This window comes from Enterobacter cloacae complex sp. GF14B (assembly GCF_004136805.1).
Classification (GTDB): domain Bacteria; phylum Pseudomonadota; class Gammaproteobacteria; order Enterobacterales; family Enterobacteriaceae; genus Enterobacter; species Enterobacter hormaechei_C.
Map to the genome: position 1 here is coordinate 1 of NZ_QFRV01000073.1, position 23228 is coordinate 23228.

Here is a 23228-nt window from a genome sequence, read left to right on the forward strand (position 1 = left end):
AGGTCCTGCTGTTCGTCATTTTACCGGGCGCGCTGCCGGAGATATTGACCGGGCTGCGCATCGGCCTTGGGGTGGGCTGGTCTACGCTGGTGGCGGCAGAGCTGATAGCCGCCACGCGCGGCCTTGGGTTTATGGTGCAGTCGGCGGGAGAGTTCCTGGCGACTGATGTGGTACTGGCAGGGATCGCAGTGATCGCCGCGATCGCCTTTGGATTAGAACTGGGACTGCGCGCGCTACAGCGTCGCCTGACGCCCTGGCATGGAGAAATACAATGAGTGAACGTCTGACGATTATCCCGTTGGGGCCGTACATTGGCGCGCAAGTGTCGGGCCTGGACGTAACCCGTCCGCTGAGCGATAACCAGTTTGAGCAGCTGTACCACGCGGTGCTGCGTCATCAGGTGGTGTTCCTGCGTGAACAGGCCATTACCCCGCATCAGCAGCGCGCGCTGGCCCTGCGTTTTGGCGACCTGCATATCCACCCCGTCTATCCGCATGCGGAAGGGGTGGAGGAGATTATCGTCCTCGACACCCACAACGATAACCCGCCGGATAACGATAACTGGCATACCGATGTGACCTTTATCGACACACCGCCAGCCGGGGCGATTCTTGCGGCGAAGCTGTTGCCTGAGACGGGGGGCGATACGCTGTGGGCCAGCGGGATCGCAGCGTTTGAGGCGCTCTCCGCGCCGCTCCAGACCCTACTGAGCGGCCTGCGGGCGGAGCATGACTTCAAAAAATCATTCCAGGAATATAAGTACCGTAAAACGGAAGAGGAGCACCAGCGCTGGCTGGATGCGGTCGAAAAACATCCCCCGCTGCTGCACCCGGTGGTGCGTACGCATCCGGTGACCGGAAAGCAGGCGCTGTTTGTGAATGAAGGGTTTACCACGCGTATCGTGGACGTAGCGGAGAAAGAGAGCGAGGCGCTGCTCGGCTTCCTGTTTGCGCATATCACGAAACCCGAGTTTCAGGTGCGCTGGCGCTGGCAGGAGAACGATCTGGCGATCTGGGATAACCGCGTCACGCAGCATTACGCCAATGCGGATTATCTGCCGCAGCGAAGGATTATGCAGCGGGCGACGATCCTGGGGGATAAGCCGTTTTATCGTCCATAACCCTTCGTTTTCGGCTCATGTAGGCCGGGTAAGGCGTAGCCGCCACCCGGCTATTATGCTCCGTTCATGCTGGGTGGCGCTGCGCTTACCCGGCCTACAAATACGACATTACGACAAATGGGCCTCAATATACCGCTGATAGCGGTTCGCCTTCAGATAACACAAATCCACCAGCACCAGCCCGTCGATACAGTTATTGAACGCCGGATCGCTGCCGAAATCGACAAACTGCACGCCGCCGGGTTCGCATAGCTCGGAATACTGTTTGTAGAGCGGCGGGATGCCGCAACCCAGGTTGCCGAGCAGGGATTTGAGCTTTGTCAGGTCATCCACGTAATCCACCCCGCCAAATTGCGCCAGCACGTCTGGCAGGGATGCGGGATAGGGCTGGCGCGAGGCGGCTAGCGGATGCGTCGCCGGGAACCACAGGCGGTAAAAGGCGACCAGCAGATCCCGCGCGGCAGGCGGTAACCCCCCGGAGATGGAGACCGGGCCAAACAGGTAACGGTAATGAGGATAGCGTGCCAGATAGGCGCCAATACCTGACCACAGATAGTCCAGACCGCGACGCCCCCAGTAGCGCGGCTGTATAAAGCTACGCCCCAGCTCAATGCCGTGCTCCAGTATGTCCTGCATTTTTTCGTCGTAGTGGAACAAGCTGTAGCTGTACAACCCCTCGACGCCGCGCTTTTCCACCTGCATGGCCGTTGGCATAAAGCGGTATGCGCCGACAATCTCCAGGTCATCGTCATCCCACAAAATGAGGTGCAGATAGTCATCATCGTAGCTGTCCGTATCCCGCCGCTTCCCGCAGCCTTCCTCCACGGCACGAAAGGCAATCTCGCGCAGCCGCCCCAGCTCGCGCAGCAGAGGCGCCTCTTCCTGCCCGTTGCGCTGCCAAAGATAGATGGCCTTACCATCGCTCGTTTTTCCCAGACACTCGGCCTGCGCCAGTTCGCGCTTCAGCGTGGCCCTGTCTTCCGGGCGGGCAATGGCGCACTGGGTTTTAAAGACGCCAGGCAATCCCTTGCCAAGACGTATCACGTGCTGACGACACTGCTCGGCCATCTCACGCGATGAAAGGGTAGAACTAAACCGGTCATTCCAGGCAATCTGCTGGCCGATTTTGATCGGCAACTGACTGTGACGGCGGCGAAACATCTGTTGCATCAACAGCAGCATGGATACCGTTGGCGAGACCAGGGTACTGGCATAAAACAGCAGGCTGTTGTGCGCCTGGATATGTACCGGAAGTAGCGGCACCCGTAATTTGCCAGCCAGCTTGATAAAGCCCGGATGCCATTTTTTATCGCGTATGCCTTTGCGCGTTGGGCGGGAAACTTCGCCCGCCGGAAAGAAGATCAGCACACCGGCGTTTTGCAGGTGCTGCTCCATCTGTATCAGCGAAGCTTTTGCGGTTCTGCCGCCCATATTATCCACGGGAATAAACAATGAACTGAGGGGCTCAAGGTGGGACAGCATCCTGTTGGTAACAACCCTGACGTCGCGGCGCACGCGGGAAACGGCGTACAGCAACGCCAGCCCATCCAGCGTGCCAGTGGGGTGGTTCGCTATCACAATGAGTGGGCCGTGTTCGGGGATTTGTTCGAGATCGCGGGCGGAAACGGAGCAGTGAATATCAAGGTGTTCCAGAACCTGATCCACCATATCCAGCCCTTTCAGGTGACGGTGGCTGGCGGCAAACTGCTGAAATTCGTCTTCGTGAACCAGTCTTTTTAACAGACTTTTTTGCCAGGGTGCGGGCCTCGCCTGAGGCCAAAGGTCATCAAGAACGCTGTCGAGACTAAACATTGATCACTCCTCCTGCCGTCTTGCCCAGACAGTAGAAGGAGGAGATGTCGTTTGTATTGCAGTTTGGTGAAGATTAGCGCAGAGAGCAGGCCGGGTAAGGCGAAGTCGCCACCCGGCGCTAAAGCGGATTAACGCAGAATTTTCTTCTCGGCCAGATCCAGCGCGAAATAGCTGAAGATCAGATCCGCGCCCGCACGTTTGATCGCCCCCAGGCTTTCGAGGATCACTTTCTCTTCGTCGATGGCACCCGCCTGCGCGGCGAATTTGATCATCGCGTACTCACCGCTCACCTGGTAGGCGCCCAGCGGCAGTTCGGTGCGTTCGCGAATGTCGCGCAGGATATCCAGGTACGCGCCAGCCGGTTTCACCATCAGGCAGTCAGCGCCCTGGGCTTCATCAAGCAGAGATTCACGAATCGCTTCGCGGCGGTTCAGCGGGTTCATCTGATAGGTTTTACGATCGCCTTTCAGCGCCGTGCCCGCTGCTTCACGGAACGGACCGTAGAAAGAGGAGGCGAATTTGGTGGAGTAGGACATGATGGCGGTGTCGGTGAAGCCCGCGGCATCCAGCGCATGGCGAATCGCCTGTACCTGCCCATCCATTGCCGCAGAAGGCGCAATGAAATCCGCACCCGCGGCGGCGGCAACCACCGCCTGCTTGCCCAGATTCAGCAGGGTCGCATCGTTGTCCACGCCGTGATCGCACAGCACACCACAGTGGCCATGAGAGGTGTATTCGCAGAAGCAGGTATCGGACATGACGATCATCTCCGGCACACTCTCTTTGCAGATGCGCGACATGCGTGCCACGAGGCCGTCTTCTTTCCAGGCATCGCTGCCGGTCGCGTCAGTGTGGTGGGAGATACCGAACGTCATCACCGAGCGGATGCCCGCATTCGCAATGCGTTCGATCTCGCGGGCCAGATGCTTTTCAGGAATGCGCATCACGCCCGGCATCGCGTCGATGGCTTTGTAGTCATCGATCTCTTCTTCAACAAAAATCGGCAACACCAGATCGTTTAAGGTCAGTGTTGTCTCTTCAAACATGGCGCGCAGTGCGGGTGACTTGCGCAGGCGACGGGGACGTGCAATTAAATCGGTCATGGTATGCCTGATGTTTGTGGAACAAAGAGGTATAGTGTACCTGAAAGCAGGGAGCGGTGTTTTACTAAAGTTGTCTTTTAGATTTTCGAAATCGACTAATATACGCTGCATGTATTTAGTCTATATTATAAATCTTATTCTGATGTTCAGCGTGGCGTGTAATATTGGTGAGGCTTCTATATTGGTTTGGGATTATAAATATAAATGATTAATTGCTTTTTATTATATGTGTCGAAGCAACTAAAGTAGTTTGCAATCAGTTGAATTTATAATATTTATTCATAATGATTGATATTGCCGTGGGTTTATAAGCTTATTTGTCTGAATACGGACTTAATGGAATCATTCATTGAACCTTTTCGAAGTGAAACTGCATAATTCCTTCCGCAATTTAATGTTGCTAAATGATTTGATGGACAAACTTGCTTACGTCCCTGAGGAGGGATGACCCAATGCAAACATGGAAAAAGAAACTGGTTGTATCACAACTTGCATTAGCCTGCACACTGGCTATCGCTTCTCAGGCCAATGCGAAAGATATATCCGGCACGACATATAATACTTTTGGATATGACAATACTGCGTCCACGCCCTGGTATTATGGTTATGCTGACTGGAATTATTCAGATGCCACACATGATGGTGACATTTATCCGGTCGTCAATAAATCAACCGTAAACGGAGTTATTTCGACATACTATCTGGATGATGGTGTCAATGGCCGTGCGAACGCGTTGAGTATTTCTAACAGCACCATTAATGGCATGATCACCTCAGAGTGTATGACCACGACGTGTGCAGATGGCGTAGATACTGACGGCACCGCTCATACCCAGTATGATCGTTTTAGCCTGACCGTTGATAACTCCACCATCAACGATACCTACGAGCATTACGCGTATGATGTCGTCAATGGCGAAACCACTGAAACGCATTATCTGGACACCTATGATCTGGGTAACGCCATCACGCTGGACGTTGAATCTGATATCGTTATTCAGAACAATTCCCACGTTGCGGGTATCACGCTGACGCAGGGTTACCAGGATCTGGATAACACGCCATACGACGGTGTTGAAGGCGTTGCTAACAGCAGCAATGTCTTTACCGATACGCTGGTGGTGAAAGACTCTGTGCTGACCTCCGGTGCGTACAGCGATCTGGGTACCAGCGGCTTCTACGGTCAAACGGCGAAGCCGAGCGACTACGGTGAAACCAACGCCACGGCTGCGGATGATGCGGCGCTGATCGTTGTGGCTGGCGCGTCTGATAACGCTATGCAGACCACCGCTACCTTCGATCACTCTACCATTACCGGCGACATCCTTTTCTCCAGCACCTTTGATAACAACTTCTACGAGAATGGCGATCCGGCAACGGATACCACCGATGACGGCATCTATAACCCAACTACCAACGGCTGGGATGATACCGACAAGCTGGATGTCACGCTGACCAACGGCAGTAAATGGGTGGGTGCCGCGCAGTCCAGCGTTGAGGCCATCGGCACGGCGCAGATGTATGGTGAAGGCTACAGCAATGTAGACTGGCATGCACTTTCTCCAAACAGCATCTGGCCTGATTCTACCTTTGATAGCAACGGTCACGTTGCAGGTGAAGAGGTTTATCAGAGCGGCCTGTTCAACGTGGCGCTGGATAACGGTTCCGAGTGGGATACCCGTAAGATCTCCAACATCGACGCGCTGACGGTGAACAACCAGTCTCAGGTCAATGTTGAAAACTCCGGCCTGCTGGCGGATTCCATCACCCTGACCAATGCGTCTAGCCTGAACATCGGCGACAACGGCGCGGTAGCAACCGATAGCCTGTATCTGGATAGCTACAGCCGTGCGGCACTGACTGAAGAGACAGCTGAGCTGTATGCCAACACCATTACCGTGGACAACGGTGCAGAGCTGGCGCTGGGTCTGGGTCAGGTTGATACGCACAATATGGTGCTGACCGATGGCGGTGTACTCAACGTTGCCAGCCGCGATTATGTGCTGAACAGCGACCTGAACAACGCACGGTATATCACCAACGATCGCAATAAAGCGGACTACGACTATGGTGTTGTCGCGCTGAACTCTGACGGTCATCTGGCGGTGAACGGTGACGTTGCCGGTAACTATAAAGTGCGCATCGACGATGCGACCGGCGCAGGCTCCGTAGCTGACTACAAAAACAAAGAGATCATTCGCGTCTATGACAATAACGCGGATACCGCTGCCAGCTTTACTGCGGCAAATAAAGCTGATTTAGGTGCATACACCTATCAGGCGCAGCAGAAGGGCGACACCGTTGTTCTCCAGCAGGAAGAGCTGACTGACTACGCCAACATGGCGCTGAGCATTCCTTCTGCTAATACCAACATCTGGAATCTGCAACAGGATACCGTGGGTACCCGTCTGACCAACAGCCGTCATGGCCTGGCAGATAACGGCGGCGCATGGGTGAGCTATTTCGGCGGCAACTTTGACGCGGATAATGGCACCGTTAGCTACGATCAGGACGTAAGCGGCATTATGGTAGGTCTGGATACTCAGATCGACGGTAATAACGCGAAGTGGATTGTCGGTGGTGCGGCTGGTTTCGCGAAGGGTGATATCAGCGATCGTACGGGTCAGGTCGATCAGGACAGCCAGACTGCGATGATCTACGCGTCGGCGAAGTTCATGAACGATATCTTCCTCGACAGCTCACTGAGTTACACCCGCTTCAACAACGACCTCTCTGCCACCATGAGCAATGGTCAGTATGTTGACGGTAATACCACGACTGACGCCGTTGGTTTCGGGATGAAACTGGGCTATGACTGGAAACCAAACCTGTCTGGCTACGTCACGCCTTACGCGGCGATTTCTGGCCTGTTCCAGTCCGGTGATGACTACCAGTTAAGCAACGACATGCGTATCGATGGTCAGTCTTACGACAGTATGCGTTATGAAGTCGGCGTGGATGCAGGTTATACCTTCAACTACGGCGGCGAGCAGGCATTAACGCCTTACTTCAAACTGGCTTACGTGTATGACGATGCTGACAACAATGCTGATATCAACAACGACAGCATTGATAACGGCGTAGAAGGCTCTGCGGTTCGCGTGGGACTGGGTACTCAGTTCAGCTTCACGAAAAACTTCAGTGCTTACACTGATGCGACTTATCTGGGCGGCGGCGACGTTGACCAGAACTGGGGAGCAAACCTGGGTGTGAAATATACCTGGTAAGAAAAAAACGCGGGGGATTTTGCCCCCGCTTTTTTATGTGCTTTAAAAATAATAAAGAACCGACAGATACAGATGACTTGAGGTATGCATGAACGTTAATGCGAAACCACTTTCTGAATTAAGCCGGCTCATTAAGTGTCTGGAAATCGCCGGTACCCCATTTAAGACCGAACCACAACAATTAATAACTACCGGCAATAATGATGATGAACCATTGACCGTTGTCATACAATCCGGTCTGACTGCCGTCCACCGTAAATCAGACGAATTACTTATGGGTATTGCGCGGGCACCGTATATCCACGGTTTAAGCGCATGGATAAATGACAACTATCTTGAATATTCTCTGATTGCACAAACACCTTGTACCGGATTTTATTTGCCTGCCTCTACTGCATGCGAACTTATTCAAGAGGCGCATGTTTGGCAAGAAGCTTTCTGCTGGCTGTCATGGCTAAACCATTTACTGGGAAAACGTGATATACAGCTGATTGGAAATAATTCCTATAGCCAAATTCGGGCGATGCTGTTGAATATGGCCGAGTGGGATGATGCGCTACGTTCAAAAATTGGCGTTATGAATCATATTCAGCGTAGCACGCGTATTTCTCGTTCGGTCGTTGCGGAGGTTCTGGCGGCGCTGCGTCAGGGGAACTACATCAATATGAGCCGGGGCAAACTGGTCAGTATCAACCGTTTGCCCACGGACTATTGAGATCAGTTAGAGGCCGTAAGCACCTGCGCTTTATTGGCGCTCAGCTCGGCCACCAGATTATTTACGCCATCACTCATATTCACGAAGCGTGTATTTGGCGACCGGGTGACCACCACAAAAGCACCTACGTTTGATTGCGGAATCATCGCCATATAGGTGATGAATCCGCCACCTCCACCGGTTTTTTGAATAATCCCCGGTCGGCCATCTTTTGGCGCCATATACACCCAGCCCATGCCGAGGGCATCGGCTTTACCGGGTACATCCATGCCAATGACGCGACGTAACTGAGCACGCTGGTAGATGAGCGTCTGCATGCGGTCGGCCTGATTGCTGCGCGCGTAAAAATCCGATGAGAGGAACTGTTGCATCCAGCGCATCATGTCGCCAGGCGTAGAGTAAACTCCACCGCTGCCAATGGCGGCCAGCGTGTTATTGCACGGGCTGGCCCCTTTTTCCGCCACCATCAGACGCTTGCACTGGTCCGGGGAGGGGGTGTAAGTGGTATCTTTCATCCCGAGCGGACGCGTGATCTGCTCTTCAAACAGTTGAGGGTAGGGCTTACCCGAGGCCGTCGCTAAAGCGTCGGCCAGCAGATCAAACGCCAGGTTAGAATAGCCAGCCTGCGAGCCCGGGGCCGATTTCAGGGTTGCTGTGCTCAGGTAGTTCCAGCGTTGCTCACGGGTTGGCCAGACAAAGACAGGGCGATGCGCAGCGCCACCGGGCTGTTCTCGCGGCAGGGCGCTGGTATGGGTCGCCAGATTCACCAGTCTGATCGGCGTTCCCTGATATGTCGGAACGCGAGCGCCGGGCGGCGCATATTTGCTGAGCGGATCGTCGAGTTTCACCACGCCCTGATCGAGCAGTTTCACCAGCATTTCGCTGGTCATCAGCTTGGTTATCGACGCGACACGGATAACGGAATCCAGCTGCGGACGAACGTTATTTCCCGGTCGTGTTTCACCGAAGCTGCGAAACACCCGCTGGTTACCGTCGATCACGACCAGCGCCATTCCCGTCGCACCGCTGCCGTAATAAATAAGGTTCGCGTAGCGATCGGCAATGTCAGAGGCCAGAACCGGGGCCGTCAGAGGCTGGGCTGCCTGGGCGGTGGACAGGCTCACCGCACACAGCGCGGCGATAGAGAGCAGACAACGTTTCAACGAAAAGCATCCATCAAGTGAATAAGGAAAGTTACGGGTAGTTATACTACTAATCGGCGTCGGGCAATGGCCCGATTTGCATAACGATAGCGAGAAAAACGTAACCGTGGGTAAATTTGAACAATTTACTTGCAGCGTGGCTCCCATTTTGTGACATCGACCGTATGATAGACGCTACGATCGCTGTTGCGAATGAAACGCACCGAAACAATTCTTGAAAACTGGGAAGCGAACTAATAATTCACCCGCAGGTCTCACTTTTTTGCCTGAGCCGGGAGGCTGGTACAGGCAAGGTTTCGTGTGGCGATATGTTGAACACAGCAACAGCCATAACAACAAGAAGGAAGCACAATGTTTAAGTCTTTTTTCCCAAAGCCGGGGCCCTTTTTCCTGTCGGCATTTATTTGGGCACTGCTGGCTGTCATTTTCTGGCAGGCCGGTGGCGGCGCGTGGCTGACCCGTCTTACGGGGGCAACGGGCGATATTCCCATTAGCGCAGCGCGCTTCTGGTCCATGAGCTATCTGCTTTTCTACGCTTATTACGTGCTCTGCGTAGGGCTTTTTGCCATGTTCTGGTTTGTCTATTCTCCTCACCGCTGGCAATACTGGTCGATTCTCGGCACGTCGTTAATCATCTTTGTCACCTGGTTCCTGGTTGAGGTGGGCGTAGCGGTCAACGCCTGGTATGCGCCGTTTTACGATCTGATCCAGACGGCGCTGAGTTCGCCGCATAAAGTGACCATTAACCAGTTCTACCATGAGGTGGGGATCTTCCTCGGCATCGCCCTCATCGCCGTGGTGATCGGCGTGATGAATAACTTTTTCGTCAGCCACTATGTGTTCCGCTGGCGTACCGCGATGAACGAACACTATATGGCGCACTGGCAGCACCTGCGACATATCGAAGGTGCCGCACAGCGTGTGCAGGAAGACACCATGCGTTTTGCCTCTACTCTGGAAGATATGGGCGTGAGCTTTATCAACGCCATCATGACGCTGATCGCCTTCCTGCCGGTGCTGGTGACGCTCTCGTCGCACGTTCCGGAGCTGCCGATTGTCGGCCATCTGCCCTACGGCCTGGTGATTGCCGCGATTGTCTGGTCGCTGATGGGAACGGGGCTGCTGGCGGTGGTAGGGATCAAGTTGCCGGGGCTGGAGTTTAAAAACCAGCGCGTGGAAGCGGCCTACCGTAAAGAGCTGGTGTATGGTGAAGACGATGCCAACCGTGCGTCACCGCCTACCGTGCGTGAGCTGTTTGGCGCCGTACGTCGTAACTACTTCCGCCTCTATTTCCATTACATGTATTTCAATATCGCGCGCATTCTTTATCTTCAGGTTGATAACGTTTTCGGGTTGTTCCTGCTGTTCCCGTCCATCGTTGCGGGTACGATTACGCTCGGTCTGATGACCCAAATCACCAACGTCTTTGGTCAGGTTCGCGGTTCGTTCCAGTATCTGATTAGCTCCTGGACTACGCTTGTGGAGCTGATGTCCATCTACAAACGTTTACGCAGTTTCGAGCGTGAGCTGGACGATAAGGACGTGCAGGAAGTCACCCATACATTAGGTTAAAAAGGAATTGCTATGCCATTTGCCGTACCACGTGCATTACCTCTGACGTTACTCGCCGCTTTCGTGCTGGCGGGCTGTGCCGAAAAAGGGGCTGCCCCGCTCAAAGAAGGGGAGAAGCCTGTGGATGTGGCGAGCGTGGTGCGGCAGAAGATGCCCGCCAGCGTGAAGGATCGCAGTGAGTGGGCTGTTGCGCTGGCAACGACCTTCAAAAGCCAGAAGATCGCGCCTACCGAAGAGAATATCTGCTCGGTGCTCGCGGTGGCGCAGCAGGAATCGATGTATCAGTCAGATCCTGTTGTGCCTGGCCTGAACAAAATCGCCTGGAAAGAGATCGACCGCCGGGCCGAATCGATGCATATCCCGGTTTTCCTGGTACATACCGCCCTTAAAATCACCTCGCCAAACGGTAAAAGCTATAGCGAACGGCTGGATACGGTGAAAACCGAGAAGCAGCTTAGCGCCATTTTCGATGATTTCATCAATATGGTGCCGATGGGGCAGAGGCTGTTTGGATCGCTGAATCCGGTGCATACCGGCGGTCCGATGCAGGTGAGTATCGCATTTGCGGAAAAGCATACCGACGGCTATCCGTGGGATATCGATGGTACGGTGCGTCAGGAGGTCTTCTCCCTGCGCGGTGGGCTGTGGTTTGGGACGTATCACCTGCTGAATTATCCGGCCAACTACGATAAACCGCTGTATCGCTTTGCCGACTTTAATGCGGGCTGGTATGCCAGCCGAAATGCAGCCTTCCAGAATGCGGTAAGCCGCGCCAGCGGTGTGAAGCTCGCTTTGGATGGCGATCTCATTGCATACGGCAGCAGTGAGGCTGGGACCACCGAACGTGCGGTGCGAAAACTCTCGACGAAGCTGGAGATGAGCAACAGCGACATTCGCCGACAGCTGGAGAAGGGCGACAGCCTGGCGTTTGAGAAAACGGATCTCTATAAGCAGGTCTTTGCGCTGGCCGAGAAGAAAAGTGGAAAGGCATTACCCAGAGCCATTCTGCCAGGGATTCAACTGGAAAGCCCGAAGATCACGCGTAACCTGACGACCGCCTGGTTCGCGAAACGCGTGGACGATCGTCGGGCACGCTGTATGAGACTGTAATCAGTGGCGATTGCGCCAGCGCAGGACGAGGGCAATCACGCCCAGAACCATGCTGCCCGCGAGGAAGGGAATGAGTCCAAATACGGTGCTCACGCCTAAACCGATTTCAACGCGTGGGCGGCCTGTATCCTGCACCTGCATCAGATGCTCATACACGCCAGGAGCATGCACCAGCATATTCAGCAGTTGGGTTCCTGCCCAGAAACAAAACAGAACAAACAGGGCATAGGCAATATTCCCCGCCGTGGAGGTTTTTGGTTGTTTTCCGCCAAAAATCGGTTTCGACAATGTAAAGTCTGCCATAAGACCTCCCGAAAATATCACTCTGTTTTAATACGCGTCGTACAGGGTGAGTGTGACAGGTCATAGCATTTGTCAATATCAGAATCGTGGGAAATTCGGTTCAGGATTTCTCCTGGATTGTCGAATTCTGCATCACGTCACAAATTGATAACATAAGTGAAACTGCGCTGCTTTTCAGAATTTACGTATCCGCCACAGACGCCTTTATCAAACTGTGAGAGGATAGTTTTTTTTCTGCCGGAGTTGTCATGAAGCTCACTTCCAAACTACGCCGTGACTGGCATTACTACGCCTTTGCGATCGGGCTGATCTTTATTCTCAACGGTGTTGTCGGGCTGCTGGGATTTGAAGCGAAAGGCTGGCAAACCTATGCGGTTGGGCTGGTGACCTGGGTAATCAGTTTCTGGCTGGCGGGATTCATTATCCGCCGTCGCCCCGATGAGACGACGACGGCAGAGAAAACCGACTAACCGTTAGTTAACGGAGCTTTTCAGGGCGCTGTCAGCGGCGTGACGCTCCAGCGCCAGTTCAATCAGGCGGGTGATCAGTTCCGGATAGCTTATCCCGCTGGCCTGCCACAGTTTCGGGTACATGCTGATATTGGTAAAGCCCGGCAGGGTGTTGATTTCGTTAATCACCACCTCGTTATCCGGCGTCAGAAACACGTCGACGCGCGCCATCCCACAGCATCCCAGCGCCTGATAGGCTTCAACGGCGATCGCGCGGATCTTGTCGTTAACGTCAGGATCGAGCGCGGCGGGGACCACAACCTGGGCACCTTTGTCGTCAATATATTTGGTGTCGTAGGAATAGAAGTCGCTGTTCAGCACTACTTCACCGCAGGTACTCGCCTGCGGGAAGTCGTTGCCCAGTACGGCGCACTCAATTTCGCGTCCGTTAATTCCCTGCTCAACCACCACCTTATGGTCAAACTCAAAGGCCAGACGAACGGCTTCGTTAAACTGCGCTTCGCTGGTGACTTTGCTGACGCCAACGGACGAGCCCTGATTTGCTGGTTTCACAAATAGCGGCAGGCCGAGTTGCGCCTGGATCTGCGCGAAGCTATGTTTATCGCGGTTGGCACGAGTAAGCGTCACGAACGGCGCAATATTCAGACCGGCGTCGCGCAGGAGACGTTTTGTGACGTCTTTATCCATGCAGGCGGCAGAGCCCAGCACATCGGAACCGACAAACGGCAGGTTCGCCATCCGCAGCATGCCTTGCAGGGAGCCGTCTTCGCCCAGCGTGCCGTGAACGATAGGAAACACCACGTCAATCTGTGCCAGCGCCTGCGCGTTCCCGGCATCGATAAGCTGTCCCTGTACCACGCCTGGAACCGTTGCGACGCTGATATCAGAAGGATTAAGGGCGATGTGCGCCGGATCGTCAGCGTGTAACAGATACTGGCTGGCATCGTTAACATGCCACTGGCCCTGTTTATCTATGCCCAGCAGCACCACGTCAAAACGGCTTTTATCAATCGCATCAACGATATTTTTAGCCGATTGCAATGACACCTCGTGCTCTGCCGATTTTCCCCCAAAGACAATACCTACGCGCTGCTTTGCCATCTCACTCTCTTCCAGTCTGACGAAAAGCCAATAACATACCACGATGCCCGGCGGGTTTCGCGGCCTTCTGCCATAATGTTTTGAGGGATGCTGAAGGGGGGCGCGTGAAAGGAAAAGGTCTGTTTATTCTTATTGTTATTGCCGGGATCGTCACGGTGGGCTACCGCTGGTTGCCGTCGCAGTACAACCCTTTCGTGCCGCTTACGCTTGACGATCCGCCCGGAAAAATAACCCAGTTTAAACTTCGGCGTTTAACCCCCCAGGCGTGCGAAAGCCTGTTAACGCAGGCGAACCAACGTCGGCTTATCCGTACCCAGGCGGTCGCTGACAGCGCCGGGGAGTGTCCACTGAGTAACGTGGTGCGCGTACGTGATTTTGGCCCGGTCAGTCTGAACAGCAGCTTTCTTGCCAGTTGCCCGCTGGCGTTAAGTTCGGCGCTGTTTGTCAGCCAGCAGGCCCGGCCGCTCACCAAAACCTGGACGGGAAGCGAGCTTGCGCGTATTGAACATCTGGGCAGCTTTGCCTGCCGCAATATCTACAGCCGCCCGGATGCGCGGCGCAGCGAACATGCCACGGCGGATGCGCTGGATATCAGCGCTTTCAGGCTGGCAAACGGACAGCGTGTTACCGTTCTAAACGGCTGGAAAGCGGAAAAGACGCAGCCCTGGCTACAGGCGCTGCTCTCGGCAAGCTGTGGTTATTACGGTAACGGTCTGGGACCGGACTATAATGCCGCCCATGCCAACCATTTCCATCTGGGAATGCGCGGATATGGATTATGTCGATGAAGCATAATCTTCCGCCGAAATTTGGATAAATTGTGACTTATTTCACAAATATGATGACTGGGAAGATAAAACACCAAAGTCTGCAAGGCCGCATCTCTGGCGCTATGTCATTGCGCGTAACTTGCTAATCTGTCGGCGAATTCGCCTAAAAATGAAGACTATTTCTGTTATGGAATCCTGGAAAGTTAACCTCATTTCAGTCTGGTTCGGCTGCTTCTTCACCGGACTGGCTATCAGCCAGATATTGCCCTTCCTGCCGCTGTATGTGTCGCAGCTGGGGGTCACTTCCCATGAAGCGCTCTCCATGTGGTCCGGCCTGACGTTCAGCGTGACGTTTCTGGTCTCCGCCATTGTGTCGCCGATGTGGGGTAGCCTGGCAGATCGCAAGGGGCGCAAGTTGATGCTGCTCCGCGCCTCGCTGGGGATGGCGATAGCCATTTTGCTCCAGGCCTTCGCCACCAACGTCTGGCAGCTGTTTATTCTGCGGGCGATAATGGGGCTGACCTCCGGGTACATTCCGAATGCCATGGCGCTGGTGGCCTCACAGGTACCGCGTGAGCGAAGCGGCTGGGCGCTCAGCACGCTTTCCACCGCCCAGATCAGCGGGGTCATTGGCGGCCCGCTGCTCGGCGGCTTCCTGGCGGACCATGTCGGGCTGCGTGCGGTCTTTATCATTACTGCGATCCTGCTGACGATTAGCTTTCTGGTCACCCTTTTTCTGATTAAAGAGGGCGGGCGGCCTGTTGTCAGCAAATCCGAACGCCTGAGTGGAAAAGCGGTTTTCGCCTCGCTGCCTTATCCTGGCCTGATGATTAGCCTCTTTGTGACGACGATGGTGATCCAGCTCTGTAACGGCTCGGTGGGGCCGATTCTGGCGCTGTTTATCAAGTCGATGGCGCCGGACAGCAGCAACATTGCGTTTCTGAGCGGGATGATTGCCGCCGTGCCCGGCGTGTCGGCGCTGATGTCTGCTCCGCGCCTGGGGAAACTGGGCGACAGGATCGGTACGGCACGTATTCTGATGGCAACGCTCATCATTGCGGTGATCCTTTTCTTTGCCATGTCATTCGTCACCACACCTCTTCAGTTGGGCATCCTGCGCTTCCTGCTTGGCTTCGCGGATGGCGCCATGCTGCCCGCTGTTCAGACGCTGCTGGTGAAATATTCCAGCGACCAGGTAACCGGCCGCATTTTTGGCTACAACCAGTCGTTCATGTATTTAGGCAACGTAGCGGGTCCGCTTATTGGCGCCTCGGTCTCGGCGATGGCGGGTTTCCGTTGGGTATTTGCCGCGACGGCGGTGGTGGTACTGCTGAATATTATTCAACTGGCCTTTGCCTTGCGCCGTCGCAGGCGAATCGCTGAGGCAAAGTCGGCCCGGTAAACACGATAATATATTATTTATTCTTATGAACGCCGCATTTTTATATAACGAAATGCGGCGTCTTTCTTTTAGAAAAACGTTTCGCTTTCTCCCCGAAATATCTTTTTTGGCAGCGATGTCACTTTTGCATAAGATAAAGCCAATCCATGCTTTTCATTATTCAGTGAGGGTGTTAATTTCAGGGGAAATCACATAAGGAAATAGCACCATGAAAAATCTCATTGCTGAGTTGTTGGTTAAGCTTGCCCAAAAGGAAGAAGAGTCGAAAGAGCTGGTTGCCCAGGTCGAGGCGCTGGAAATCGTTGTGACGGCGCTGCTGCGACAGATGGCAAAACCAGAGCAGGAGGCGTTGATCGACAACGTTGAAGGCGCGCTGGAAAAAGCTCGCCCTGATTCACAGGTTCCCGCAGAGGATGCGGAGCTGCTTCAGCAATACGTAAAAAAGCTTTTGAGGCATCCTCGCAGTTAACCGGCCAGAGGTGAAATGACATGTCACAGAATTGTCATGCAGGATGCCTGGCGTCGCTCTGTTTTTATTTTTACACATTTTTCAGGGTAAATTAAATTGAGACAGAGCACAGTTTTCACCGCATAATTTCTGCTATTAATTACCGCCTCCCTGCCGGCGAAACCGGATAATGATCATTGTGCCGCTACAGGGCTGAAATAACCGCGGAGCCCGGCGAAAATCAGGTGCGCAGGGTGGTTTTTTTTCCGTAACGAACCAGACTTAACGTGGAACTTCACATAAAGGATGGTGCAATGAAAACAACAATACTGATTACCCTGCTCTCTGGCCTGTGTCTGATGGCATCAGCACATGCGGAAGAGAAAACGTTGACGCCCCAGCAGCAACGCATGACGACCTGTAACCAACAGGCGACATCGCAAAGCCTGAAAGGGGATGCCCGTAAAACGTACATGAGCGACTGCCTAAAAAATGGTGCGACAAAACCCGGTGAAAAAAGCCTGACCCCGCAGCAGCAAAAAATGCGCGAGTGCAATGCCCAGGCGACACAGCAGATGCTGAAAGGCGACGATCGCAGCAAGTTCATGAGCGCGTGCCTGAAAAAACAGGCGTAGTGCTAACGGGTGAGTCACGGCTGTGGCTCACCCAAAATTTCATACTTTCCCCGCTATCCCCCTCTCTATAATTTGGGAAAATGTTTCAGAATATTCCCAAAGATGATGAATGATGAGTTTTATGACAGTCACGAGAACATTCGGGAAGCGTGGCACCAGCAGCTTTCTCAGGATGATTCATACCGTTCCGGTCTGCGATTTGCCCGGCGAATACGGCTGGCACGCATCGTTGGTCTGGCGGCGCTATTTGTTCCGCTTGCCAGCGTTCTGGTGAGCCAGTTTCTTTCCGGCGTCTGGTGGTTATTGCTGGTGGGCTGGGTCTTTGTCTGGCCCCATCTGGCCTGGCAGCTGGCTTTTCGTTCGGCTGAACCCCACAGCAGTGAAATTGTTAATCTGAAAATCGATGCCATTCTTGCTGGCGTCTGGATGGGGCTAACAGGGTTCAATGCGCTACCAACGGCGGCGCTGATCATGATGATCGGCATGAATATGATGGGATCGGGGGGATGTCGCTTATTTCTGACAGGACTGGCGCTGCTTGCCCTGTCTGCTCTGCTCACCGTGCAATCCACGGGTACTCCTGTGCTATTGACCTCTGCACCGCTGGCGTTGTGGCTGACGCTCCCCGTGCTGGTGGTCTACCCCATGCTGTTTGCATGGCTCAGCCACCGCACGGCGATCCGGCTGGCAGAGCATAAGCGTCGGCTTGAGCTGATGAGTACCCGCGACGGAATGACCGGCGTGTTCAATCGCCGTCACTGGGAAACGCTGCTGCGTTACGAATTTGAGGCCTGCCGTCGCAGCCATCGACAGGCGACGATACTGCTCATTGATATCGATCACTTCAAGACGATCAACGACACCTGGGGGCATGACGTGGGAGATGAAGCGATTGTTGCCATTACGCGCCAGCTTCAGCTGACTCTGCGCTCAGGCGATTATATTGGCCGCTTTGGTGGGGATGAGTTCGCGGTGATCATGTCCGGCACGCCTGCCGACAGCGCGATTGCAGCGATGTCGCGCGTCCATGAACGGCTGGTCAACATGCCGCTGCACGGAGCACCAACGGCGAGGTTGTGTATCAGCGTTGGGGTTGCCCCCTGGGGGGCGCAGTTCACCCACTATCGTGAATGGCTAAAGGCGGCGGACGTGGCCCTCTATAAAGCCAAAAATGCCGGACGGGGCCGCACCGAAGTGGCCGCCTGACGCCCGGCGTAGCGCATCAGGACTTACTGAGCTTCTCTGATTTTTCCATGCATTTTTCCATCGCCTCGATCACGGCGGAGCGGAATCCACGATCTTCCAGCACGCGCACGGCTTCAATGGTTGTGCCCCCCGGCGAGCACACCATATCTTTCAATTCGCCCGGATGCTTACCCGTTTCCAGCACCATTTTGGCCGAGCCCATCACCGCCTGCGCTGCAAATTTGTAGGCCTGCGCGCGCGGCATTCCGCCCAATACGGCGGCATCGGCCATGGCTTCGATAAACATAAAAACATACGCCGGGGCAGAGCCGCTCACGCCGACCACCGGGTGGATCATCGGTTCGGCAATCACTTCCGCTTCGCCGAAGCAGCGGAAGATATTCAGTACATCTGCCACGTCTTCAGATGTGACCAGCGCGTTCGGGGTAACGGAGGTCATACCGGCATTCACCAGCGACGGGGTGTTTGGCATGGCGCGAACAATCTTACGGTCGTGACCCAGCGCGCGGGCGAGCTGATCTAGGGTCACGCCTGCGGCAATCGACACCACCAGGGTCTCTTTGTTAAGGCTGGAGGTGATCTCGCCCAGGACTTTAATCATGATATTCGGCTTAACGGCGCCAAAGACAATATCCGCCACCTGAGCCACTTCCTGCGCGCTTTCGGCAGCGTTGACACCATACTCATCACGCAGCGCCGCGACTTTATCCGGGGATGGGGTATAGACCCAAATCTGCCCCGGCAGCACCTGCCCGCTGGCAATCAGTCCGCCGAGGATAGCTTTGCCCATGTTTCCGCAGCCGATAAACCCGATTTTCTTATCCATCACGTCTCTCCGTTATTATGCGTTGTTATCTCTCATTGATAGCTTAACAACGAAATGCAGGCGACAATAGTCGCCAGAATCATAATGGGGAGAGACGATGGCGATTTGGGTTGATGCGGACGCGTGTCCGAATGTGATTAAAGAGATTTTATTTCGTGCTGCCGAGCGCGTGCAGATGCCGCTAACGCTGGTGGCGAACCAGAATATCCGCGTGCCGCCCTCCAGATACATCCGATCTCTGCGCGTTCCGGCCGGGTTTGACGTGGCGGATAACGAGATAGTACGCCTGTGTGACGCAGGAGATCTGGTGATCACGGCGGATATCCCGCTGGCTGCCGACGTGCTGGCGAAGGGGGCCGCGGCGCTTAACCCGCGCGGCGAGCGCTACTCTCCGGCAACGATCCGGGAGAAGCTCACCATGCGTGATTTTATGGATACGCTGCGTTCCAGCGGCGTGCAAACCGGTGGGCCGGACAGCCTGTCGCAGCGCGATCGCCAGCAGTTTGCCGCCGAGCTGGATAAATGGCTGCTGGAAGTGAAGCGCCGCCCGGCGTAGCCCACCTCCGGGCGGTTTTGTGGTACAGTGTGGCTTCCACAGGCTTGTCATTCCGTACCGCTTTGCAGTAAAGTTAGCGCAACATCTACTGCAATCATTTCTTTACAGCCTTCAGTTATCCGGCAGCAAGGGGAACACCTGGTTATGAACCCACCCATCTTTTTAGTTGGCCCTCGCGGCTGTGGGAAAACCACCGTTGGTCTGGAGCTGGCGCGTTTGTGCCAGAGTCAGTTTGTCGATACTGACCACTGGCTTCAGGAGAATGCGGGTAAGACTATCGCCGATATCGTTGAAGATGAGGGTTGGGAGAGCTTTCGTGCGCGTGAAACGGCCACGCTGGAAGCGGTGACCGCGCCGTCAACCGTGATTGCGACCGGTGGGGGCATTATCCTGGCGTCGTATAACCGCCAGTTTATGCGCGAAAAGGGTGTCGTGATCTACCTCTGTGCCCCGGTCTCTACGCTGGTGGGGCGGCTGGAGGCGTTTCCGGAAGAGGGGCAGCGCCCGGCGCTGACCGCGAAACCGCTGAGTGAAGAGGTCAGCGAGGTCCTCGCCGAACGCGATGCACTGTACCGCGAGGCGGCACACCACGTTGTGGATGCGTCGGCGTCACCCGAAAAAGTTGCGATTCAGATTATTACCGCCCTGCGTTTGGCTTGCGCCAGCTAACAGCCGTCTATACTCATAGCTCAGACATAAAAAAAGGATGAGCTATGCCAACCAGACCTCCCTATCCACGTGAAGCCCGCATCGTTACCGTTGAAAAAGGTAATGGTGATCAAACCGTAACCTGGTACCAGCTGCGTGCCGATCACCCTAAACCTGATTCGCTGATCAGCGAACATGAAACCGAACAGGAAGCGCTGGATGCGAAACGGCGCTATGAGGATCCTGAGAAGTCCTGACAGGAATCCGAATTCGTTACAACCGTGCCTGAATCACACTTTTAACTTATCGCTGATGTTAAGCAGCAGTTAATATTTAGTTATTACAGGTGGATTCGGAAAGGCCAGTCGATCTTTACACTACGGTGTTGAGATCCCCTGCTACGCTTGGTGCTGTTTTGTTGAATAAATGAACAGTGCAGCGTAGTGAGCCTGCACCTGTGTGGCAGTTGTGGTAGTAACGGAAGGCGATCAAAATGAAGGCGACGTTGGCGATCCTCACGATTGGTGTGGTGCCTGTAAGCGAAGTATTACCGCTCTTAACCGAGCATGTCTCTGAACAACAAATTACGCATCTCAGTCTGTTAGGGAAGCTCAGTCGGGAAGAGGTCATGGAAGACTACGCGGTCGGAGAGGGGGAAGATCCCCTGGCAACGTTACTCAGTGACGGTAAACTGGCGCATGTGTCGCGCCAGAAAATCGAGCGCGCGCTACAGGGCGTGATCGAAGTGCTCGACAATCAGGACTATGACGTCATTTTGCTGATGAGCACGGCACCCGTTAAAGGACTCAGCGCGCGTAATGCCATTCTGCTCGAACCGATGCGGATTATCCCCCCGCTGGTGGCCTCTATTGTTGATGGTCATCAGGTTGGGGTCATCGTTCCCGTTGAGGAACTGCTGGATAACCAGACGGTGAAGTGGGCTGCGCTGGAGCACACCCCGCTGTACGCGCTGGCTAACCCGTTCTGGGACAGCGAAGCGAAGCTGATTGCGGCTGGGCAGGAATTGATCGACAGAGGGGCGGATGTCCTGATGCTCGACTGCCTGGGCTTCCATCAGCGGCATCGTGATTTATTGCAAAAGGCGCTGGATGTTCCGGTGCTGCTCTCTAACGTCCTGATGGCGCGTCTGGCGTCAGAATTACTGGTGTAATGATTTTGCGTGACAGGTCATGAGCATGGCCCCTATAGTGGATTTTTCTCTATAAATATAAGGGCCAGTTCATGCTTCAAAGTAACGAATACTTTTCCGGTAAAGTGAAATCCATTGGTTTTACCAGCAGCAGCACTGGCCGCGCCAGTGTCGGCGTAATGGCGGAAGGGGAATACACCTTTGGCACCGCAGAAGCGGAAGAGATGACGGTGGTCAGCGGCGCGCTGAACGTCCTGCTGCCGGGTGAAACGGAGTGGAAAGTATATAGTGCCGGGCAGGTCTTCAACGTGCCGGGCCACAGCGAGTTCCATTTACAGGTTGCAGAGCCAACCTCTTATCTGTGCCGCTATCTGAAATAAAAGCATGCCGGGTGGCGCATTCGCTTACCCGGCCTACGTTTTGCCTGTCAGCGCTGCGCTTCGCCGCCGAGACCTTCCACCAGGTTCTGAATCAGCGCCGCCAGCTCGCCGGTCATCAGGATAAAGTCTGCGTCAAAGCGCTGAGCATAATCTTCGCGGTCGATATCTTCGTTCTGATCGCGCAGTTCATCGCAGAATTTCAGGCGCTTCACGGATCCATCATCACACATCACAAACTGAATGCGCTGCTGCCAGTCGAGTGCCAGTTTGGTCACCACTTTGCCCGCTTCAATGTGCACGGCGATTTCGTCGCTCACCAGTTCCTGTTTCTTCGCGCGGATCACGCCGCCATCTTCCAGCAACGCTTTCAGCTCTGCTTCATCAAGGATCTGGAAGCCCTGCGCGGCAGTCCCGCTGCGCACCCACTCGGTCAGGGTCAGCTCAATCGGCGTTTCCAGCGCCAGCGGTACCACCGGTAATGAGCCAAGGCTCTTACGCAGCAGCGCCAGCGTATCTTCGGCTTTTTTGGCGCTGGCGCAGTCCACCATAATCAGCCCGTTAACGGTGTCGATCCACATCATGGTCTGGCTAAAGCGGCTAAAGGCGCGCGGCAGCAGCGAGTGCAGCACTTCATCCTTCAGCGAATCTTTTTCGGTTTTTTTAAGCTTACGGCCCTGTTCAGCTTCCAGCTTGAAGATCTTCGCTTCGAGTGCCTGCTTAACCACGGGCGTCGGCAGGATCTTCTCTTCTTTGCGGGCGCAAACGATGATTTGCCCCGTGCTGCTGGCGTGGGTCAGCGCATCGCTTTGAGAACCCATTGGCGGAACCCAGCCGGTTTTTGCCATATCCTGGCTACCGCAAGGGGTAAAGGAGTAAGCGGCTAACTGTTTTTCCATCTCTTCTGCACGCAGCGAAACGTCGCGGCTGAGACGGTAAACCATCAAATTTTTGAACCACAGCATGATAATTTCCACGGCCTTGTCGTTAAATCAGCGGGCATGATAACGAATTGTCGCATCGCTTGCATTGCTAATCGGGAAGCGGGCTTCTACTCTGTTGATAATCAAAATAATGAGGAGTGTCTTGTGCGTATTGGGATTGATTTGGGCGGCACCAAAACAGAAGTCATTGCGTTGAGCGAGCAGGGGGAGCAACTGTTTCGCCACCGTCTGCCTACGCCGCGCGATGATTATCACCAGACCATAGAGACGATTGCCCGCCTGGTCGATATGGCAGAGCAGGCAACGGGCGAGACGGGCACAGTCGGGATGGGGATCCCTGGCTCCATTTCGCCGTATACCGGCGTGGTGAAAAACGCCAACTCCACCTGGCTCAACGGTCAGCCGTTTGATAAAGACTTAAGTCAACGCCTGAACCGGGAAGTGCGTCTGGCGAATGACGCAAACTGCCTGGCGGTGTCTGAGGCCGTGGATGGCGCAGCGGCTGGCGCGCAGACCGTATTTGCCGTAATTATCGGCACCGGCTGCGGGGCGGGCGTGGCCTTCGGAGGG

The 23228-nt window shown here is 54.6% G+C and carries 25 protein-coding genes; 18 read left to right on the forward strand and 7 right to left on the reverse strand.

Annotated elements, in window-relative coordinates; translation table 11 throughout:
* Both DD606_RS19395 and tauD read left to right on the forward strand, forming a co-directional pair.
* Positions 1-275: ABC transporter permease subunit (locus DD606_RS19395; protein ID WP_129259002.1), on the forward strand; the 275-nt coding region annotated here is incomplete at its 5' end.
* Entirely contained in the window at positions 272-1120 is an 849-nt protein-coding gene (tauD, locus tag DD606_RS19400; protein WP_048241323.1) for a taurine dioxygenase, read from the forward strand. The genes DD606_RS19395 and tauD, both read left to right, overlap by 4 nt.
* Positions 1121-1228: 108 nt before the next feature.
* Here tauD and DD606_RS19405 read toward each other — a convergent pair whose 3' ends face one another.
* Both DD606_RS19405 and hemB read right to left on the reverse strand, forming a co-directional pair.
* Positions 1229-2932 (reverse strand): lysophospholipid acyltransferase family protein, encoded by a 1704-nt coding sequence (locus DD606_RS19405; protein WP_129259004.1) that lies wholly within the window; start codon positions 2930-2932, stop codon positions 1229-1231.
* 128 nt (positions 2933-3060) lie between these two features.
* The gene (gene hemB, locus DD606_RS19410) at positions 3061-4035 is read right to left on the reverse strand and encodes a porphobilinogen synthase (protein ID WP_003859169.1); all 975 of its coding nucleotides are present in this window, start codon (positions 4033-4035) and stop codon (positions 3061-3063) included.
* Positions 4036-4487: 452 nt separating this feature from the next.
* Between hemB and DD606_RS19420 the strand changes: the two genes are divergently transcribed.
* A complete protein-coding gene (locus DD606_RS19420; protein WP_032608624.1) occupies positions 4488-7262 on the forward strand; it encodes an autotransporter outer membrane beta-barrel domain-containing protein in 2775 nt (924 codons plus the stop codon).
* 88 nt (positions 7263-7350) lie between these two features.
* A complete protein-coding gene (locus DD606_RS19425) occupies positions 7351-7977 on the forward strand; it encodes a helix-turn-helix domain-containing protein (RefSeq protein WP_003859165.1) in 627 nt (208 codons plus the stop codon).
* Positions 7978-7979: 2 nt separating this feature from the next.
* Here DD606_RS19425 and ampH read toward each other — a convergent pair whose 3' ends face one another.
* A complete protein-coding gene (gene ampH / locus DD606_RS19430) occupies positions 7980-9140 on the reverse strand; it encodes a D-alanyl-D-alanine-carboxypeptidase/endopeptidase AmpH (protein ID WP_003859164.1) in 1161 nt (386 codons plus the stop codon).
* A 351-nt stretch (positions 9141-9491) separates the two neighbouring features.
* On the opposite strand from ampH, the gene sbmA reads away from it, so the two are divergent.
* Both sbmA and DD606_RS19440 read left to right on the forward strand, forming a co-directional pair.
* Positions 9492-10712: a peptide antibiotic transporter SbmA gene (gene sbmA / locus DD606_RS19435; RefSeq protein ID WP_003859162.1), complete on the forward strand. Its 1221-nt coding sequence runs from the start codon at positions 9492-9494 to the stop codon at positions 10710-10712.
* 12 nt (positions 10713-10724) lie between these two features.
* Positions 10725-11822, forward strand: a complete 1098-nt coding sequence (locus DD606_RS19440) for a DUF1615 domain-containing protein (protein WP_123060683.1) — start codon at positions 10725-10727, stop codon at positions 11820-11822.
* Here the strand turns inward: DD606_RS19440 and DD606_RS19445 are convergent, their stop codons facing one another.
* On the reverse strand, positions 11823-12125 hold the full coding sequence (locus DD606_RS19445; protein ID WP_003859159.1) for a DUF2755 family protein: 303 nt from the start codon (positions 12123-12125) through the stop codon (positions 11823-11825).
* 248 nt (positions 12126-12373) lie between these two features.
* On the opposite strand from DD606_RS19445, the gene DD606_RS19450 reads away from it, so the two are divergent.
* Positions 12374-12595 carry a DUF2754 domain-containing protein gene (locus DD606_RS19450; RefSeq protein WP_003859157.1) on the forward strand — a complete coding sequence of 74 codons (222 nt, stop codon included), beginning with the start codon at positions 12374-12376 and terminating at the stop codon, positions 12593-12595.
* Between the two features lie 3 nt (positions 12596-12598).
* Here DD606_RS19450 and ddlA read toward each other — a convergent pair whose 3' ends face one another.
* Positions 12599-13696 carry a D-alanine--D-alanine ligase gene (gene ddlA, locus DD606_RS19455; protein ID WP_003859156.1) on the reverse strand — a complete coding sequence of 366 codons (1098 nt, stop codon included), beginning with the start codon at positions 13694-13696 and terminating at the stop codon, positions 12599-12601.
* A 104-nt stretch (positions 13697-13800) separates the two neighbouring features.
* On the opposite strand from ddlA, the gene DD606_RS19460 reads away from it, so the two are divergent.
* The 5 genes from DD606_RS19460 to adrA all read left to right on the forward strand — a co-directional run bounded on the left by DD606_RS19460 (position 13801) and on the right by adrA (position 18157).
* Entirely contained in the window at positions 13801-14484 is a 684-nt protein-coding gene (locus DD606_RS19460) for an extensin family protein (protein ID WP_003859154.1), read from the forward strand.
* Positions 14485-14653: 169 nt separating this feature from the next.
* A complete protein-coding gene (locus DD606_RS19465) occupies positions 14654-15868 on the forward strand; it encodes a multidrug efflux MFS transporter (protein WP_015571317.1) in 1215 nt (404 codons plus the stop codon).
* A 208-nt stretch (positions 15869-16076) separates the two neighbouring features.
* Positions 16077-16337 carry an anti-adapter protein IraP gene (iraP, locus tag DD606_RS19470; protein ID WP_003859148.1) on the forward strand — a complete coding sequence of 87 codons (261 nt, stop codon included), beginning with the start codon at positions 16077-16079 and terminating at the stop codon, positions 16335-16337.
* A gap of 293 nt (positions 16338-16630) precedes the next feature.
* Positions 16631-16951 carry a phosphate starvation-inducible protein PsiF gene (gene psiF, locus DD606_RS19475; RefSeq protein WP_022650447.1) on the forward strand — a complete coding sequence of 107 codons (321 nt, stop codon included), beginning with the start codon at positions 16631-16633 and terminating at the stop codon, positions 16949-16951.
* 102 nt (positions 16952-17053) lie between these two features.
* Positions 17054-18157 (forward strand): diguanylate cyclase AdrA, encoded by a 1104-nt coding sequence (gene adrA, locus DD606_RS19480; RefSeq protein ID WP_045337339.1) that lies wholly within the window; start codon positions 17054-17056, stop codon positions 18155-18157.
* A 16-nt stretch (positions 18158-18173) separates the two neighbouring features.
* Here adrA and proC read toward each other — a convergent pair whose 3' ends face one another.
* Entirely contained in the window at positions 18174-18983 is an 810-nt protein-coding gene (proC, locus tag DD606_RS19485) for a pyrroline-5-carboxylate reductase (protein WP_023315501.1), read from the reverse strand.
* Positions 18984-19080: 97 nt separating this feature from the next.
* Between proC and DD606_RS19490 the strand changes: the two genes are divergently transcribed.
* The 5 genes from DD606_RS19490 (at position 19081) to ppnP (ending at position 21717) form a co-directional block, all read left to right on the forward strand.
* On the forward strand, positions 19081-19539 hold the full coding sequence (locus DD606_RS19490; RefSeq protein ID WP_003859141.1) for a YaiI/YqxD family protein: 459 nt from the start codon (positions 19081-19083) through the stop codon (positions 19537-19539).
* A gap of 144 nt (positions 19540-19683) precedes the next feature.
* Complete coding sequence (gene aroL, locus DD606_RS19495; protein WP_023315502.1) at positions 19684-20208, forward strand: shikimate kinase AroL; 525 nt, start codon at positions 19684-19686, stop codon at positions 20206-20208.
* Between the two features lie 44 nt (positions 20209-20252).
* The gene (yaiA, locus tag DD606_RS19500; RefSeq protein ID WP_003859135.1) at positions 20253-20444 is read left to right on the forward strand and encodes a protein YaiA; all 192 of its coding nucleotides are present in this window, start codon (positions 20253-20255) and stop codon (positions 20442-20444) included.
* A gap of 236 nt (positions 20445-20680) precedes the next feature.
* Entirely contained in the window at positions 20681-21358 is a 678-nt protein-coding gene (locus tag DD606_RS19505) for an AroM family protein (protein ID WP_003859133.1), read from the forward strand.
* 71 nt (positions 21359-21429) lie between these two features.
* Positions 21430-21717: a pyrimidine/purine nucleoside phosphorylase gene (gene ppnP, locus DD606_RS19510; RefSeq protein WP_003859131.1), complete on the forward strand. Its 288-nt coding sequence runs from the start codon at positions 21430-21432 to the stop codon at positions 21715-21717.
* Between the two features lie 47 nt (positions 21718-21764).
* Here ppnP and rdgC read toward each other — a convergent pair whose 3' ends face one another.
* The gene (rdgC, locus tag DD606_RS19515; RefSeq protein WP_003859129.1) at positions 21765-22679 is read right to left on the reverse strand and encodes a recombination-associated protein RdgC; all 915 of its coding nucleotides are present in this window, start codon (positions 22677-22679) and stop codon (positions 21765-21767) included.
* Between the two features lie 123 nt (positions 22680-22802).
* Here rdgC and DD606_RS19520 point away from each other — a divergent pair.
* Positions 22803-23228, forward strand: a 426-nt coding sequence (locus DD606_RS19520; protein WP_176691452.1) for an ROK family protein, incomplete at its 3' end; no start/stop codon positions are given.